The following is a 17315-nucleotide window of genomic DNA, read 5'->3' as shown; positions in this document are numbered from 1 at the left end:
TCACCGCCGCCGCAGCAAGGATGGCCGGACGCATCGGCGTGCCGACCGTCGTCGTTTTCGAAGCCAGCGCCGGGTCGCGATCGAGCACGCCCGGAAGCGAGGTCGCGATCGCGCTGACGCGGCTTGAGAGGAACCGGTTGGCGCGGCCGAGCACGGCATTGGCCTCGTGGATGACGCCCGGAGTGCCGAACAATCTTGCCGCCAGCAGCGGCGGCAAGGTCGGATAACCGCCGAAGCCGACCACGGCCGCCGGTTTCAAGCTCCGCATCAGATTGAGCGACACCGCCGTGCCGGCGGCAAGCATCGCGCCGGTATAGGCGAGCGACCATGGCGTGCGGCCGCGCACGGTCTCGCTCGGCACCACATCGATCATCTCTTTGGAGAACAGCCCGCTATAGCGCAGCGCGCGAGAGTCGGTTGCAAGACGCACGCGCAAGCCGCGCTTCATCAGTTCGACGCCGAGCGCTTCCGCCGGAAAAAGATGCCCGCCGGTGCCGCCCGCGGCGAGCAGGATGAGAGGATCTTGTTTCATGATCAGATAGTCGCAAATTTCGACCGTCATTGCGAGCCACCGGGTCGCGCGAATGCGCGCCCGATAACGAAGCAATCCAGCCGCACCACGGACGGATTCCGGATTGCTTTGTCGCTTGCCTCCTCGCAATGACAGGGAAAAATCTAGGCGTAGCTCGGCGCGGCGCTCGCGTTCAGCGATTCCAGTTCGGTGCGCGGCCGCTGCCGCGTCAAGGCCAGCATCATGCCGACGCCATAGGCGAGGGAGACCATCGACGAACCGCCATAGGAGATGAACGGTAAGGTCATGCCTTTGGCCGGGATCAGTTGCAGATTGACCGACATGTTGATCGCGGCCTGCACGCCGAACAGGATGGCCAGCCCCGAGGCCGCGAAGCGGGCGAACATGTCCTCGGTGGAGAAGGCCCGCGACAGTGCGCGGATCACGATGAAGGCAAACAGCGCCAGTAGCGCCAGGCACAGGATGATGCCGAATTCCTCCGCCGCCACCGCGAACACGAAATCGGTGTGGCTGTCCGGCAGGCTGCGCTTGGCGATGCCTTCGCCGGGGCCGAGCCCGAACCAGCCGCCGTTGTAGAAGGCCTCCATCGCGGTATCGACCTGAAAGGTGTCGCCCGAGCCCGGGTTCATGAAGCGCGTGATGCGGCCGGCGACGTGCGGCACCAAAAGATAGGCCGCGAACAGTCCGGCGCTGGCAGCACCCCCGAGCCCCAGCACCCAGATCATCCGCATGCCGGCGATGAAGAACAACGCTCCCCACACCATCAGGATCAGCATGGTCTGGCCGAAATCGGGCTCCATCACCAAGAGCGACACCAGCATCAACAACAGCACCAGCGCCATCGAGGTAGCCGGCATTTCCGGCCGCCGCGCCGATTCCGCAAACAGCCACGCCGCCAGCACCACGAAGGCGGGTTTGGCGGATTCGGAGGCCTGGATGTTGACGCCGATCAGCGTGATCCAGCGCCGCGAACCCTTGACCTCGGGTCCGATCAGGAGCGTCGCCACGATCAGCACGATCGAGACCGCGAACACGATCAGCGCGGTGCGCCGGATCTGTCGCGGCGACAGGAACGACACGGCGATCAGCACGATGAAGGACGGCAGCAGAAAAAACACATGGCGGTTGAAGAAGTGGAAGGGATCGAGCCCGATCCTTGTGGCCACCGGGGGGCTCGCCGCGAGCGACAGGATAACGCCGGCCAGCATCAGCGCGATGATCGCGCCGAGTTGCAACTTGTCGACGGTCCACCACCATTCGCTGAAGGGGTTGCGTTGTTCGCGGGAGAGCATGGGCATTCGCTGGGCACAAGGGTTTGCCCATTGGTCGCCGATGATGGTTGCCAAGGGGTTAATGGATTGGAAATGTTTTGAGTTTGGGCGCGGCGCTGCCCTACAAAAGGTCGTCATGACCCGCTACCAACCAAAATATCGAAAACGACCCCATGCAAAGTAGCCGGAGGTCGCCGGGACGCATTTTGCTGGGGTAACGACGGAAGTGGCTCGAATGCGCGCCGGGGTCTCAGTTTGACCCATCTCGGAAGCCGGCCCTAGTCGAACAGCGGTCCTGTATGCTTTGATCCGTAGGGCTGAGACTACAATTCTTGGGGAATTCCGTGACCGCCGAACGAGTGGAACGACGGCTGGCAGCGGTGCTAGCGGCTGATGTCGCTGGATATAGCCGCCTCATGGGTGCTGATGAGGAGGGCACGTTGGCCCGGCTCAAAGCGGCCAGGAAGGCGTTCGTTGACCCCACCATCGCCGCCCATCGAGGTCGGATCGTCAAGACGACCGGCGACGGCATGTTGGTGGAGTTTGCCAGCGCGGTCGATGCAGTACGCGCTGCCATTGAAGTCCAGCGTGCAATGGACGAACAGAATGCAACCGTGCCAGAGAATCAGCGGCTCGAATTTCGCATTGGCATCCATGTCGGCGACATCATTATCGATGACAACGACATTTTCGGAGATGGCGTAAACATCGCCGCGCGACTCGAAGGAATTGCTGAGCCTGGCGGGGTCTGCATGTCAAATGACGCCTACCGGCAAGTTCGCGGCAAGGTCGAGATTGTTTGCGAGGATCTGGGTCCGCTGCATCTCAAGAATATTGCCGAGCCCATGCAGGCGTGGCGGGTCCGATCGACGAGCCAAGCTTCGTCCAGTGCAAAATTTGGTTCAGCTGTGGCCTCACCATCGGTTCTTCCACTTCCCGACAAGCCGTCCATCGCGGTGCTCCCTTTTCAGAACATGTCTGGCGATCCTGAGCAGGAATATTTCGCCGACGGAATGGTCGAGGATATCATTACTGCGCTGTCGCGGTTCAATTCGCTGTTCGTGATCGCGCGCAACTCGAGTTTCACTTACAAAGGCAAGCTAGTTGATATCAAGCAGGTCGGTCGCGAACTTGGCGTGCGTTACGTCTTGGAAGGAAGCGTGCGGAAGGCCGGCAACCGTGTTCGCATCACCGGGCAATTGATCGACGCCAACAACGGGAGCCATATTTGGGCGAGCAAGTTCGACGGTGGTTTGCACGATATTTTTGACCTTCAGGACGACATAACGAGTAGCGTCGTAGGTGCAATCGCCCCGAAATTGCAGCAATCGGAATTTGAACGGTTAAAACAAAAACCAACGGAAAACATGTCGGCTTATGACTATTACCTACGTGGCCTTTCGAAAATGTATCAATTCAAGAAAGAGGCCCTGGAAGAAGCTCAGCCACTTTTTCGGAAGGCATTTGAATTCGATCCCGAATTTGCGGCACCCTATGCAGCGTTATCTTTCAGCTACGGCGTACGACACACTTATGGCTGGGGCTTAATAACTCAAGAGGAAAAGTCCGAATTAATAGCGTTTGCTAACCGTGCGCTCGATCTCGACAACGAGGATGCGTCTGTCCTGACGCAAGCTGGTTACATGCTTGCCTTGTTAGGCCATGAAGTGGAGCGCGGCGCTGCCCTCATTGAGCGGGCCATCAATGCCAATCCTAACCTAGGACAAGCGTGGACATATCGCGGTTTAGTGAACGTCCTTCTTGGCAATCCTGAGCAATCGATTGAGTATTCAAAGCGAAGCATGAGGCTAAGCCCACTGGACCCATTGGCTTTCGTCCCAAAAGTGGGTCTCGCATGGGGATATCTATTTTCAGATCAATATATCGAGGCCGCGAAATGGGCGGCAGAAGCAGTGATTGAAAAGCCCGACTTTCTGAGTGCTCAGCGGTGTGCAATCGCTTGCCATGCGCTTGCCGGAAACCTTGAGGCCGCGAAGGCAAGTTGGGAAATTTCCAAGCGAACTGACCCAACCCAACGGGTTTCGCAAACCAAGCAGCGCTTGCCGCTCAGGCGTGAAGCAGATCTTATGAAGCTTGTCGAGGGATTCCGACTGGCGGGAATGCCGGATTGAGAGCCATATTGCTCAACTCGGGGATCGAAAAAGTCCCGGCGACTTGCGCTTCTGGCACTTTTCCGACATGCCGGGGCGGTCGCTTCATGTCTGTCGCTGGGGTAACAACGGAAGTGGCTCGGATGCGCCCCGAGGTCTCAGTTTGACCCAAAGCGGTCGGTGCCGAAAAAGACCTTCAGTTGACCACGAGCCCGAGCTTTTTGATCACCGCCTGCCATTTGCCTTCTTCGCGCTGGATATTCCGCGCGTATTCCGAAGGCGTGCTGGCGATCGGATCGCCGCCCACATCGATCAGGTGCTTCTTCACGTCTTCCGAGGTCACGATCTTGCGCAATTCCCGGTTCAGCCGCTCGATGATCGGCTGCGGCGTGGCGACCGGTGCGACCAGTCCGTAGTACTGGACGATCTCCAGGCCCGGCAACCCGGACTCGGCAATGGTCGGTACATCGGGGATCGCGGCCATGCGCGAGGGCGATCCAACGGCAATCGCGCGCAGCGCGCCGGACTGGATATTGCCGATCGCCGGCGGCAGCGTGTTGAAGGCGAGCATCACATGATCGCCCACGAGATCATTGGTCAGCGGTCCGGTCCCCTTGTAGGTGACGATCGTGATGTCGGTGCCGGTCATTGCCTTGAATTGCTCGGCGCCGAAATAATTCAATGTCGGTGCCGGCGGCGTGCCGAGCGTCAGCTTCGCGCCTTCTGTCTTCGCAAGCGCGACGACTTCGGCCAGCGACTTTGCCGGGACCGATGGATTGGACATGATGACGATCGGAACCGAGGCGATCAAACCAATCGCGGCAAAATCCTTTTCCAGGTCGTAGCCCGGATTGGCCGGAAGGGAGGCCCCGGTGACCAGGAGCAGCAGCGTGTAGCCATCCGGCGGCGCCCTGGCGACGTCGCGCGTGCCGATCACGGAGCCTGCGCCCGGACGATTGACGACGACCACCTGCTGGCCAAGCGCGTCGGTGAGTTTCTGCGCGATGAGCCGGCCGACGGCGTCGACGCCGCCCCCGGCGGGAAACGCGATCACCAACGAGACGATCCGCGAAGGGTACTCTTCCGCTGCCGCGTTGCGCCATGCCGGAGCTGCGAGCAGAACGCATAAGGCGACAATCAGCGCCGTGCGCCTGAGCCGCGCAGCGAGGAGCATCTCCGTCATCGTCCGTCCCTCGTTGTTTCGTACAGATGTTGAACGCAATTCCCATTACCAGGCGCCGCGCCTCACACCACCGGCTTGACGCCGGGCAGCGCGGTGACGAGGTCGCGAAAACGGCTGCCGCGGATTTCGAAGTTGCGGTACTGGTCGAACGAGGCGCAGGCCGGCGACAACAGCACCACCGGATCTGATAGCCCCGAGGCCTCGGCGTCGCGGGCGGCGCTCTCGACCGCGACCTCCAGGGTTTCGGAAATCTCGTGCGGCACGCACTCGCCCAGGGTGGCGGCAAATTCCGCCGCGGCTTCCCCGATCAGATAGGCTTTCCGGATGCGCGGAAAATAGTCGGTCAGGCCCGTAATGCCGCCGAGTTTCGGCTTGCCGCCGGCGATCCAGAAGATATCGGCGAAGGAGGACAGCGCATGCGCGGCCGCGTCCGCATTGGTGCCCTTGGAATCATTGACGAACAGCACATGGCCGCGGCGGCCGACCTGTTCCATGCGATGCGCGAGCCCCGGAAAACTGCGCAAGCCTTTTTGCAGGGTTTCGGTGGAGACGCCGAGCGCCAGCGCGCAGGCCGCCGCACAAGCCGCATTCTGCGCATTATGCAGGCCGCGCAGCGAGCCGATGCCGCCGATCGCGGCGATCTCGCGGCGCGCGCCGCCCGCGGCGCGCCAGATGATCTCGCGTTCGACATAGATGCCGTCGGGCAGCGGATTCTTCACCGAGATCCGGACCACGCGCCGGCCGGCCCGCTCGATGCGGTCGGCGGTGTTGCGGGAAAACCCGTCGTCGACGCCGACGATCGCGGCGCCCTCCTTCTGCACGCCGGCGACCAGCCGCTCCTTGACCGCGGCATAATGTGCGAGTGTGCCGTGGCGATCGATGTGATCCTCGCTGATGTTGAGCAGGATGCCGACGCTGGGATCGAGCGAGGGACACAGGTCGATCTGGTAGGACGACATCTCGATCACGTGCACGCGGCCCATGCGCGGCGGCTCCAGCGACAGGATCGCGGTGCCGATATTGCCGCCCATCTGGGTGTCGTAGCCGGCGACCTTCATCAGATGCGCGATCAGCGCGGTCGTGGTGGATTTGCCGTTGGTGCCGGTGATGGCGACGAACGGCGCATCCGGCGCGTGACGGCGGCGTTCCCGGCAAAACAGCTCGATGTCGCCGATCACCTCGACGCCGGCCTGTCGCGCTGATAGCACCGTCCAGTGCGGCGCCGGATGCGTTAGCGGCGCGCCCGGGGTCAGCACCAGGGCCGCGAAATTCGCCCAGGACACCTTTCGTAGATCCGCGGTGATGAAGCCCGCCTGCGCTGCCTTGACGAGATTGTCGGAGCTGTCGTCGCCCGCAACGACCTCGGCGCCGCCGGCCTTCAGGGCATGACAGCTCGCAAGCCCCGAGCCGCCGAGCCCGAACACCGCAACCGTCTTGCCCGCGAAGGAGGTGACCGGGATCATGGGTGATTAGACTCCGGCGTCATCCTGAGGTGCGAGCCCTTGCGAGCCTCGAAGGATGCTGGCATCGCCCGAGCCCCCATCCTTCGAGGCGCGCCGCAAGGGCGGCGCGCACCTCAGGATGACGTCCGCATGTGTTGCGAGACAATCCTGGTTCGACCGCCGCCGCCACGTCCATCACCGCAGCTTCAGCGTGGAGAGGCCGGCGAGCGCCAGCATTACCGAAATGATCCAGAACCGGATCACGATCTGCGGTTCGGTCCAGCCCTTCTGCTCGAAATGGTGATGCAGCGGCGCCATCCGGAACACGCGCTTGCCGGTGAGCTTGAACGACACCACCTGCACGATCACCGAGACCGCTTCCAGCACGAACAGCCCGCCGATCACGGCCAGCACGATCTCGTGCTTCACCGCGACCGCGATCGCGCCGAGCATGCCGCCGAGCGCCAGCGAGCCGGTGTCGCCCATGAAGATCGAGGCCGGCGGCGCGTTGAACCACAGAAATCCCAGACCGGCGCCGAACATCGCGCCGCACAGTACCAAGAGTTCGCCGGTGCCGGCGACATAATTGATCTGCAGATAATCCGAGAACACCGCGTTGCCGACCAGATAGGCGATCAGGCCGAAGCTTGCAGCGGCGATCATGACCGGCACGATGGCGAGGCCGTCGAGACCGTCGGTCAGGTTGACCGCGTTGCCGGCGCCGACGATGACGAAGGCGCCGAACAGCACGAAGAACCAGCCGAAATTCAGCACCACTTCCTTGAAGAAGGGGATCACCAGCGCACTGGAGAGCTGCTCGCGGCCGAGCCGGACCAGCGCGTAGCAGGCGGCGATCGCAATCGCCGCCTCGATCGCAAGCCGGATTTTTCCGGCAAAGCCGCTATGGGATTGCTGCGTCACCTTCAGGTAATCGTCGTAGAAGCCGACGAAGCCGAAGCCGAGCGTCACCGCGAGCACGATCCAGACGTAAGGATTGGCCGGATTGGCCCACAGCAGCGTCCCGACGACGAGCCCGGACAGGATCATCAGCCCGCCCATCGTCGGGGTGCCCTTCTTGGTCAGCAGGTGCGACTGCGGGCCGTCCGTGCGGATCGGCTGGCCCTTGCCCTGGCGCAGCCGCAAATGGTCGATGATCCACGGACCGAACAGGAACACGAACAACGCGCCGGTCGCGATCGCCCCGCCGGTGCGAAAGGTGATGTAGCGGAATACGTTCAGGAACGAGCGAAACACGCCCATGCCGGGAACCGTGTTGGAAAGATCGATCAGCCAGTAAAACATTCAAACCGCCCTATCCCGCGGCTTCGCCGAGCGCGGTCTCGCCGGGAAAGCGCTTTTCGAGCGCATTCACTTTCATCTTCCAGCCGGACAATCCCTAGGCGGCCATAATGGCCACATTCATGTCGCCAGCGCGAATCGCGGAAAACTATTTTGCACGTCTGCTGACGCATACCCGCCCCGCCGGCCCGTGGGAAGTCCCGCAACGCAACGAGACCACAACCGGCCTTACACCCTCGCCTGCAAGGCAGCCGCGAGCCTCGGCACAAACTTGTTGACCCAGAACATCTTCTTGCTGCCCTTGACGACCACGACGTCGCCGCCTCGCAGCAGGGCGGCGATTTCCCGCGGCTCCAGCGTCGCCGGATCCTCGTGCCAGCCGAGACCCTGGCCTGACGGCAGCCGTTCGTAGAGATGGCGCATCAACGGACCCACGCAATAGACACCATCGATGCCGGCGAGATGCCCGGCCAGGGCTTCGTGATAGCTCGGCGCCTCAATGCCCAGCTCCAGCATGTCGCCCAGAATAGCGATGCGTCGTCCATCCTTGATCGGGCGCGCCTTCAAACTATCGAGCGCAGCGACCATGCTGGCCGGATTGCCGTTAAAACTGTCGTCGATCAGGGTCGTTCCGCCCGCGGCCTGCTCGACCCCGCGCCCGCTCATGATGCCGACCTGGCCGAGCTGTTTGGCCAGCGCCGCCTCATCGAGACCCGCGGCATGAACCGAGGCCAGCGCCGCCAATGCATTCTGCAACCGGTGCGGTGCGCCGGGCGTCAGGCTGAATTCGACCGGCCTGCCGCACACGTCCGCCGTGACCTGCCAGCTCTCGCCGTGCGCCGCATGTCGCAGTTCGCGCACTTCGGATGCTTCTCCGAACCGCACGACCTTGCCATTCCATTCCGGCGCGTCGATGTCCGCCGGCAATACCAGCACGCCGTCCTTAGACATGCCGCGCACAATGCTGAGTTTTTCCCGCCGGATCGCTTCCAGGCTGCCGAGCTTCTCCAGATGCACGGGCTGGACATTGACGACCAGTGCCACCGTCGGCCGTGTCAACTCGCTCAATCGCGCGATCTCGCCGGTCTGATTCATGCCCATCTCGACCACCCAGGCTGCCGCTTGCGGCCCGGCGTTGCACAGGGTCAGAGGCACACCCCAGAAATTGTTGAAGCTGGAGGGGCTGGCAAAAGCGCCCGGATAGGCCGCGATGAATTCCTTGGTGCTGGTCTTGCCGGCGCTGCCGGTCAGCCCGATCACCGGCCCCTTGAACCGCGCCCGCGCCGCCCGCGCCAGCGCCCACAGCCCGTCCAGCAGCGTATCCTTCACCACAAGTTGCGCCACGCTGACGCCGTCGATCCGGTGCGGGACAATCATCGCGACCGCGCCGGCGGCTTGCGCATTGGCCGCGAATTCCCATCCGTCGCGGCCGCTGGCAAAACTCGAGACGAAGCCGCCGCTCGGCGTTCCGCTCAACGCCACGAACAGGCTTCCCGGCTTCACCAGGCGGCTGTCCTGGGTGACGAAGTCGATCACCGTTTCCGGGAATTTTTCATCGATGCCGAGCGCGCGTGCGGCCTCGGCGATGGTCCACAGCGGCGCCGCGCTCATGCGACCCTCGGCGCCAGTGCCGCCGCCACCGCATCGTGATCGCTGAACGGCAGCACGCTGTTGCCGACGATCTGCCCGGTCTCGTGGCCCTTGCCGGCGATCAAGAGCGCATCGCCCGGCTGCAGCGCCGCGATCGCGGTCCTGATCGCTTCAGTGCGGTCGCCGATTTCGCTGGCGCCGTTCGCAGCATTCAGGATCGCCGCGCGAATACTTTCCGGATTTTCGCTGCGCGGATTGTCGTCGGTGACGATGACATGGTCGGCATTCTCGCTGGCGATCGCCCCCATCAGCGGGCGCTTGCCGGCGTCGCGGTCGCCGCCGGCGCCGAACACTACGACCAGCTTGCGCCTGGCATAGGGCCGCAGCGCCTGCAGCGCTTTCGCCAGCGCATCCGGCTTGTGGGCGTAATCGACGAAAATCGATGCGCCGTTGCGCTCGGCGACCCGCTCCAGCCTTCCCTTGGCGCCTTCGAGCAGTTCGAGTTCAGTGAAGACGGCGCTGGCGTCGTCGCCGCTGCCGATCGCAAGGCCGGCTGCGACCAAAGCGTTCTCGATCTGGAATTCGCCGACCAGCGGCAGCCGCACCCCATGCCGCTTGCCGCGATGCTCGAGCTTGAGCCGTTGCGCAAAGCCCTCGATCTCGGCCGCAACCAGCCGAATGCCCTCGCCCGCACCGTCGCCGTTGCGGCCGACCGTGACCAGCCGCAACTCTCGCGCGCGCGCCACATCGATCGCGGCTTGCGAGCAATCATGATCGGCCGAGATCACCGCCGCGCCGTCGGCAGCGACGAGGTCGCGGAACAGCCTGAGCTTGGCGGCGAGATAATGCGCGACGTCGGGGTGGTAATCCATGTGATCGCGCGACAGGTTGGTAAAGCCCGCGGCGCTGACGCGCACGCCATCCAACCGGTATTGATCGAGCCCGTGCGAGGAGGCCTCGAAGGCGAGATGGGTGACGCCCTCGCGCGCGATCTCGTCGATCTGCCGGTGCAGCGCGATCGGATCCGGCGTCGTCAGCGAGCCGTAGATGCTGCGCGTCGGCGTCACCAGTCCGATGGTGCCGATGGAGGCCGATGGATGGCCGAGCCGCTGCCAGATTTGCCGCGTGAAGGCGGCGACCGAGGTCTTGCCGCTGGTGCCGGTGACGGCGGCAATCGTTGCGGGCTGGCGCGGAAAGAATTTCGCCGCGGCCAGCGCCAGCGCACGGCGCGGATTGGGCGTGACGACGAACGGCACCGGCAGCGCGTCCGCCAGCGGGTGACCGCCTGCGACCGCAACCGCGCCGGCTGCGATCGCCGCGTCGATGAAGCGCGCGCCGTCGGTCCTGGCGCCCGCGAGCGCGAAAAACACATCGCCCGGCCTGACCGCGCGGCTGTCCGCCGCAAGCCCCGTCACGGCGGCCGCTTCCGCAGCTGCGGGAATCGTGGCGTCATCGCTGAACAGGTCGCGAAGTCTCATGATCTTCCAGTCCGCCGGCGCGGTGACTTACGCCTTACTGGGTTGTCTTCGATGCCGCAAGAATAAGGCGGTCGGACGGCGGCAGGTCGAAGCGGGGTTCAATGCCCAAGAGCGGCGCGATGCGGGAAATCACGGCGCCGCCGGTCGGCACCGCGTTCCAGCCCGAGGTGATGAAACCATAGGTTTCCTTCAGCGCCTGCGGCTCGTCCAGCATGACCAGCAGCTGGTATTGGGGATGGTCGGCCGGCAGGATCGCGGTGAAGGCGGTCAGCACGCGCTTCTTGACGTAGCGGCCGGCGACGACCTTTTCGGCGGTGCCGGTCTTGCCGCCGATATAGTAGCCGGCGACGTCGGCCTTTCGGGCGGTGCCGATTTCGGCATTCAGCCGCATCAGGTACCGCATCTTCTCGGAGGTCTCGGGCTTGATCACCCGCGTGGCGACGGCGATGGCTTCCGCTTCCGTGCGTTTGAGGAAGGTCGGCGGAATCAGGTAGCCGCCGTTGACCAGCGCATCGATGCCCATCACCGCCTGCAGCGGCGCCACTGCGATGCCATGGCCGAATGCGATCGTCACCGTGTTCAATTCGCCCCAGTGGTGCGGCACGAGCGGCGAGGCGCTCTCGGGCAGTTCGGTGCGCAACCGGTCGAGCTGACCCAGTTTGCGCAAAAACGCCTTGTGCGCCTCGACGCCCTGCGCCAGTGCGATCCGCGCCGCGCCGACATTGGAAGAGAAGGTGAAGACTTCCTTCATGTTGAGCATACGGCCCTTCGGCTCGTCGTCGTGGATCGTGAACTTGCCGTAGTGCAGGGGACCGCGCGCGTCCCACAGCGAGTTGAGATCGTACCTGCCGGAATCCAGCGCCATCGCCAGCGTGAAGGCCTTGAAGGTCGATCCCATTTCGTAGACGCCCGTCGTCAGGCGGTTGATGCGATCGGGATCGTGCGCCTCTTTCGGATTGTTGGGATCGAAATCCGGCAGCGACACCATCGCCACGATCTCGCCGGTCTTGACGTTGGAGACGAGGCCGGAGGCCGCCTTGGCGTGGAACTTTTCCTTGGCCTTCAGGAGTTCGTCGCGCAGCGCATGCTCGACCCGCAGGTCGACCGACAATTCCACCGGCCGCTGCAGGCGATCGGTGGCAAAGCCGGCGCGGTGCAGGTCAGCGAGCCCGTTATTGTCGAGCCACTTCTCCATCCCGGCGATGCCCTGGTTGTCGGTGTTGACGAGGCCGATCAGGTGCGCGACCTCGTTGCCGGTGGGATAGACCCGCTTGTTCTCGCGCAGGAAGCCGATGCCGGGAATGCCGAGGCGGTGAATCTCCGCTTGCTGCTGCGGCGTGATCTCGCGCTTCAGCCAGACAAAGCCTTTTTTCGACATCAGCCGCTCGCGCACTTCACCGGTGTCGAGATCGGGCAAGGTCGCGGTCAGGAGCTCGATGGCCTCGTCCTTGTCGATCAGCCGGCGCGGCTCGCCGAACAGGCTCGGCGCCTTGACGTCGGTGGCGAGCACCTCGCCGTTGCGGTCGACGATATCCGGCCGCGCGGTCGCAATGGCGTCCTGCGCCGCGGTGCGGCGGGCGCCGTGGGCGTCGCCGATGGTGGCGAACATGACCAGCCGGCCGCCGATCACCGCATAGATCGCGACAAAGGCGACGATGGCGAATCCGACGCGGGCGCGCGCTTTCGCCGACCGATCGACGTTGCGCCCGTACAACAGGCTGCGGATCAGCCGCTGCCGCCACGGTTCGCCGGGCTTTGCCGGTTTTAGCTGGGGATCGCTCATGGATGATCCTCGGACGCCGGCGCAGGTGCCGGCACCGAACCCGTCACGGCAGCTGGATCGGCCACGGCATCGATGGCCTCGATCATCGAGCCGATCGGATCCGGATCGCCCGGCTTGACGAAATTCGGCGGCCGCTCGGGCAGGTTCTTCAGGGAATCATACTGGTTGGCGTTGAGCGGCTTGAGCGGCAGGTGACGCTCGGCAAGGCCCTGCAGCCGCAGCGGCGCGTCAAGCCTGGTCCATTCCGCGCGCAGCACCGCGATGGCATCGCGCTCTTCGCGAATTTCCGCATGCAGCCGCAACACCCGTTCGGTGCGGGCGGTGGAATCCATCTTGATCCGGTAGACATAGGCGGCGGCGAACACCAGGGCGGCGATCACGAGGAGATGGACGAGGCGCATGGTCAGCCCCCCCTCATCGCGCGCTCGAGCGTCGGCCAGGCCGGCAATTCCCCGGCGGCATGCGCGGGCGCGTCCGCGCGCTCGGCGGCGCGCAGCTTTGCGGAACGCGCGCGCGGGTTGGCGGAAATCTCAGCGGCGTCGGGGGTGACCGGACGCTTGGTCAGGATGGAAAAGCTCGGCGCTGCCTGGGCTAATTCGGGCAGATGCCGCGATCCGCCGCCGGCGCTGGCGCGCTCGACCAGGAAATTCTTGACGATGCGATCTTCCAGTGAATGAAACGACACCACCACGAGGCGACCGCCCGGCTTCAGCACCCGTTCCGCCGCCGACAACGCCAGATGCAGCTCATCGAGCTCGGCGTTGACGAAGATCCGCAAGCCCTGGAACGTCCGCGTGGCCGGGTGAATCTCGCCCGGCTTCGAGCGCACCACCTTGGCGACGATATCGGCCAGCGCCCGGGTGGTTTCGATCGGCGCTTGCTTGCGCGCGGCCACGATGGCGCGGGCCACGGCGCGCGAATGCCGCTCTTCGCCGAAAATGTAGATGATGTTGGCGAGATCGGCCTCCGAGGCCTGCGCGAGCACATCGGCGGCGGTCGCGCCCTGATGGCCCATCCGCATGTCGAGCGGGCCATGAAGCCGAAACGAGAAGCCGCGATCGGCCTCGCCGAGCTGCATCGAGGAGACACCGACGTCCATCACGACGCCGTCGACCGTGGGCGCGCCCTGCGCGGCACAGATTTCGGCCAGATTGGAAAAGCGGTCTTCGACCAGCGTCAGCCGGCCGTCCGATCGATCGACCAGGTCGAATCCCGCCGTCACCGCGCGCCGGTCGCGGTCGATGGCGATGACGCGGGTTCCCGCCGTTTTCAGGATCGCGGCGCTGTAGCCGCCGGCCCCGAAGGTGGCGTCGACATAGAGCCCGCCGTCGCGCGGGGCCAGCCACGCGATGGCCTGGCGGCCGAGGACAGGAATATGGCGCTGATCAGCCGGAGTCATGCCCGGTCTCCGGGCGCGGAGTGGGCAAAAATACGGGAACTGGACGCCAATGGCCCCATTGCGCCTCGAATCCAGCGGCTTCGCCGGGCTTTTCGCCGCGAAAAGCCGGTACGGCGCGGGATTGCCGATCCCGCGCGGCCCCGCTCGCAAACCCTGATTTCCCGATGGAATGATGAGGGTTGCCATGGGATTTCGAGCGTGACGGAGGCCTCGGCCGTCCCCCAAAACCGGTTCGGCTCTTCACCCCTCAGTAACGGCGGTTACCGTTAAGAAAACGTTGATAGGACTATTACAATTGGCCCGCGCACCCTCCCGTCATTCCGGGTCGATGCGAAAGCATCGAACCCGGAATCTCGAGATTCCGGGTTCGCGCTATGCGCGCCCCGGAATGACAGGGCGATTTGGTGATGCTTCCCGCACACACTCGGCCAAAATGCGAAGCGGCGAGCGCGGAACGCATTGCGCGGATGGCAATCGTTAAGGAATAGTTAACGCCTTCGTCCCGAAGGCGTTTTGCCGCCGTTCTCCCGCCCGGTTTGAGTTATCCTATGTCGCTTGGTTCGTTCGCATCCGATGGTATTGATTCGAAGCGTCAACGCGCCCTCCCGATCCCAAGGGCCAACGCGAACATGAAGACATTCACCCCGGATTCCTCGATCGCCTCCGACGTCATCCCGTCGGCGAACTACGGCGATCGCGCCAGGAACCAGCTGCCCGACATGGTGCTGCTGCACTATACCGGCATGCCGGACGTCGAAGGCGCGATCGCCCGGCTGTGCACGGCCGGCACCGACGTCTCGGCGCATTACATCGTGCTGGAAGACGGCCGCATCGTGCAATGCGTGCCGGAGGCCAAGCGGGCCTGGCACGCCGGCGTTGCCTCCTGGGCCGGTGAGGAGGACATCAATTCCTGCTCGATCGGCGTCGAGATCGTCAACCGCGGCCACGACTGGGGCTATCCGGATTTCCCGCTGCGCCAGATCGCCGCCGTGATCGCGCTGTGCCGCGGCATCATGCTCCGCCGCAAGGTGCCGTCGCATCGCGTGCTCGGCCATTCCGACGTGGCCCCTGCCCGCAAGAAGGACCCCGGCGAGAAATTTCCGTGGCATTCGCTGGCCAATTCGGGGGTCGGCCACTGGGTGCAGCCGGCACCGATCGTGCGCGGCGAGTCCCTGAAACTCGGCACCATCAGCGACGACGTCCGCGACCTGCAGCAGGCGCTGGCGCGATACGGCTACGGCCTGCCGGTCAGCGGAAAATACGACGCCACCACCATGGAAGTGGTCGCCGCCTTCCAGCGCCATTTCCGCCCGGCCCGAGTCGACGGCGTCGCCGATAATTCGACGCTGACCACGCTGCATCAGCTGCTGTCCGGTCTTCCAGCCGAAGCGATGGCGGCCGCGTCGAGGTAGGGGCGTTCGTCATGCCCGGCCTTGTGCCGGGCATCCACGTCTTGCTTTCCTGGGGGAGGCCAAGACGTGGATGGCCGGGACAAGCCCGGCCATGACGATCATATTCCATCCAACTCCTTCAGCCGTCGCGCATAGAGCCGCCGCAGCGGCTCCAGCTGTGTCGCTTCCGTCGCCGCCAGATACGCCGCGCGCGCTTCTGCGCGGCGGCCGAGACGGCGCAACAGGTCGGCGCGGACGGCCGGCATCAGGTCGTAGCCCCTAAGGCCGCCGCGGGCGTCCAGCGCATCGATCAGGTCGAGCGCACGGGCCGGTCCATCGACCATCGAGACGGCGGCGGCATGATTGAGTTCGATCACCGGCGACGGGCTGATCCGCAGCAGCACCTCGTAGAGGCCAGCGATCTGCTTCCAGTCGGTGTCGCGATAGCTCGGCGCCCGCGCATGCAGGGCTGCGATGGCGCCCTGCACCGCATAGGCTTGCGGGCGGCCCGGCATGCGCAGCGCGTCTTCGACCAGCCCTAGGCCTTCGGCGATCTGCGCCTGGTCCCACAGCGTGCGATCCTGCTCTTCCAAGAGCACGATGTCGCCGCCATCGGTCTGGCGCCCGGCGCGGCGCGCGTCGTGCAGCAGCATCAAGGCCAACAATCCCTTGATCTCCCCGCGGCCCGGCATCAGCGCGTCGAGCAGACGGCAAAGCCTGATCGCTTCGCGCGCCAGATCCGGCCGCATCAGATCCTCGCCGGAGGTTGCCGCATAGCCCTCGGTGAAGACGAGATAGATCACCGCGAGCACGCCGCGCAGCCGCGGCTCCAGCGCGTCACGGCCGGGCACCTCGTAGGGGATTCCGGCGAGCCGGATTTTCTGCTTGGCGCGCACCAGGCGCTGGGCCATCGCGTCCTCGCCGGCGAGAAAGGCACGGCCGACCTGCGCGGTCGAAAGCCCGCACACCGTGCGCAAGGTCAGCGCGACCTGGACCTCAGTCGCGAAGGATGGATGGCAGCAGGTGAAGATCAGCCGCAGCATGTCGTCGTCGAGCACGGTGCTGTCGTCAGCCGCTTCGCCAGGCGCCGCGTTGAGCAGCAATTCGTGCGTCAGTTCGCCTTGCTTGCCGCGAAAGCTGATCTGCCGGCGCACGCGATCGATCGCCTTGTTGCGTCCGACATTGACCAGCCAGGCCCGCGGATTGGAAGGCAGCTCCGTGGCGGGCCAGCGTTCCAGCGCGGTGGCAAACGCGTCCTGCAACGCATCCTCGGCGAGATCGAAATCGCCGACCAGGCGGATCAAGGTCGCCAGCGACCTGCCCGCCTCGTCGCGGAATATTTTTTCGATGTCGGTGGGGGTCATGCGATGTCCAGTCATTCCGGGGCGTCCGAAGGACGAACCCGGAATCTCGAGGTTCCGGGTTCGACGCTGCGCGTCGCCCCGGAACGACGGTATAGCCGTCAATTATACACCCAGATCGGCCGCACCTCGATCGAGCCGAACCTCGCGCCGGGAATCTTTGCGGCGATGGCAAGCGCTTCGTCGAGGTCCTTGGCGTCGATCAGATAATAGCCGCCGAGCTGCTCGCGGGTTTCCGCGAACGGGCCATCGGTGGTCAGCGTCTTGCCGTCGCGGATGCGCACCGTGGTCGCGGTCGTGGTCGGCTGCAGCCGGTCGCCGGCCTTGAAATTGCCGCTCTTGACGATGCCCTGCGTGAACGCGCCGTATTCCTCGAACACCTTCTGAAGTGTCGCGGGATCGATTTTCGCGTACTCGGCTTCGTTGGCATAGATCATCAGCAAATACTGCATCTGGTTAACTCCCTTGATCGGCT

14 protein-coding genes are annotated in these 17315 nt (G+C 64.5%); 2 read left to right on the top strand and 12 right to left on the bottom strand.

Annotated elements, in window-relative coordinates:
• The coding region (locus VK804_RS00170) for a glycosyltransferase (RefSeq protein ID WP_325366451.1) at positions 1-532 on the bottom strand (532 nt) is incomplete at its 3' end.
• 143 nt (positions 533-675) lie between these two features.
• Complete coding sequence (gene ftsW, locus VK804_RS00165) at positions 676-1824, bottom strand: putative lipid II flippase FtsW (RefSeq protein ID WP_325366449.1); 1149 nt, start codon at positions 1822-1824, stop codon at positions 676-678.
• Positions 1825-2147: 323 nt separating this feature from the next.
• Here ftsW and VK804_RS00160 point away from each other — a divergent pair, with 323 nt between their 5' ends.
• Positions 2148-3935, top strand: a complete 1788-nt coding sequence (locus tag VK804_RS00160; RefSeq protein WP_325366447.1) for an adenylate/guanylate cyclase domain-containing protein — start codon at positions 2148-2150, stop codon at positions 3933-3935.
• A 175-nt stretch (positions 3936-4110) separates the two neighbouring features.
• On the opposite strand, the gene VK804_RS00155 is transcribed toward VK804_RS00160, so the two are convergent.
• From VK804_RS00155 to rsmH, 8 genes are all read right to left on the bottom strand, one after another.
• The gene (locus tag VK804_RS00155) at positions 4111-5097 is read right to left on the bottom strand and encodes a tripartite tricarboxylate transporter substrate binding protein (RefSeq protein ID WP_325366445.1); all 987 of its coding nucleotides are present in this window, start codon (positions 5095-5097) and stop codon (positions 4111-4113) included.
• 62 nt (positions 5098-5159) lie between these two features.
• Positions 5160-6560: a UDP-N-acetylmuramoyl-L-alanine--D-glutamate ligase gene (murD, locus tag VK804_RS00150; protein WP_325366443.1), complete on the bottom strand. Its 1401-nt coding sequence runs from the start codon at positions 6558-6560 to the stop codon at positions 5160-5162.
• Between the two features lie 174 nt (positions 6561-6734).
• Positions 6735-7841: a phospho-N-acetylmuramoyl-pentapeptide-transferase gene (gene mraY / locus VK804_RS00145; protein ID WP_325366441.1), complete on the bottom strand. Its 1107-nt coding sequence runs from the start codon at positions 7839-7841 to the stop codon at positions 6735-6737.
• Positions 7842-8066: 225 nt separating this feature from the next.
• Positions 8067-9449: a UDP-N-acetylmuramoyl-tripeptide--D-alanyl-D-alanine ligase gene (locus tag VK804_RS00140; RefSeq protein WP_325366439.1), complete on the bottom strand. Its 1383-nt coding sequence runs from the start codon at positions 9447-9449 to the stop codon at positions 8067-8069.
• Positions 9446-10906, bottom strand: a complete 1461-nt coding sequence (locus VK804_RS00135; protein ID WP_325366437.1) for a UDP-N-acetylmuramoyl-L-alanyl-D-glutamate--2,6-diaminopimelate ligase — start codon at positions 10904-10906, stop codon at positions 9446-9448. Before VK804_RS00135 ends, VK804_RS00140 begins: the two co-directional genes overlap by 4 nt.
• A gap of 34 nt (positions 10907-10940) precedes the next feature.
• Positions 10941-12689 carry a penicillin-binding protein 2 gene (locus VK804_RS00130; RefSeq protein ID WP_325366435.1) on the bottom strand — a complete coding sequence of 583 codons (1749 nt, stop codon included), beginning with the start codon at positions 12687-12689 and terminating at the stop codon, positions 10941-10943.
• On the bottom strand, positions 12686-13090 hold the full coding sequence (gene ftsL, locus VK804_RS00125) for a cell division protein FtsL (protein ID WP_325366433.1): 405 nt from the start codon (positions 13088-13090) through the stop codon (positions 12686-12688). The genes VK804_RS00130 and ftsL overlap by 4 nt, the downstream gene beginning before the upstream one ends.
• A 2-nt stretch (positions 13091-13092) precedes the next feature.
• Positions 13093-14088, bottom strand: a complete 996-nt coding sequence (gene rsmH / locus VK804_RS00120; RefSeq protein WP_325366431.1) for a 16S rRNA (cytosine(1402)-N(4))-methyltransferase RsmH — start codon at positions 14086-14088, stop codon at positions 13093-13095.
• Between the two features lie 629 nt (positions 14089-14717).
• On the opposite strand from rsmH, the gene VK804_RS00115 reads away from it, so the two are divergent.
• Positions 14718-15500: an N-acetylmuramoyl-L-alanine amidase gene (locus tag VK804_RS00115; RefSeq protein ID WP_325366430.1), complete on the top strand. Its 783-nt coding sequence runs from the start codon at positions 14718-14720 to the stop codon at positions 15498-15500.
• Positions 15501-15598: 98 nt separating this feature from the next.
• On the opposite strand, the gene VK804_RS00110 is transcribed toward VK804_RS00115, so the two are convergent.
• On the bottom strand, positions 15599-16843 hold the full coding sequence (locus tag VK804_RS00110) for an RNA polymerase sigma factor (RefSeq protein WP_325366428.1): 1245 nt from the start codon (positions 16841-16843) through the stop codon (positions 15599-15601).
• Positions 16844-16941: 98 nt separating this feature from the next.
• Positions 16942-17292, bottom strand: coding sequence for a YciI family protein (locus VK804_RS00105; protein WP_325366426.1), 351 nt, complete (start codon positions 17290-17292; stop codon positions 16942-16944).
• Between the last annotated feature and the right edge of the window lie 23 nt (positions 17293-17315).

Source organism: Bradyrhizobium sp. (assembly GCF_035484855.1).
GTDB lineage: Bacteria > Pseudomonadota > Alphaproteobacteria > Rhizobiales > Xanthobacteraceae > Bradyrhizobium.
The sequence above is the reverse complement of the archived record's forward strand: the minus strand, read 5'-3'. Positions and strand labels throughout refer to the sequence as shown.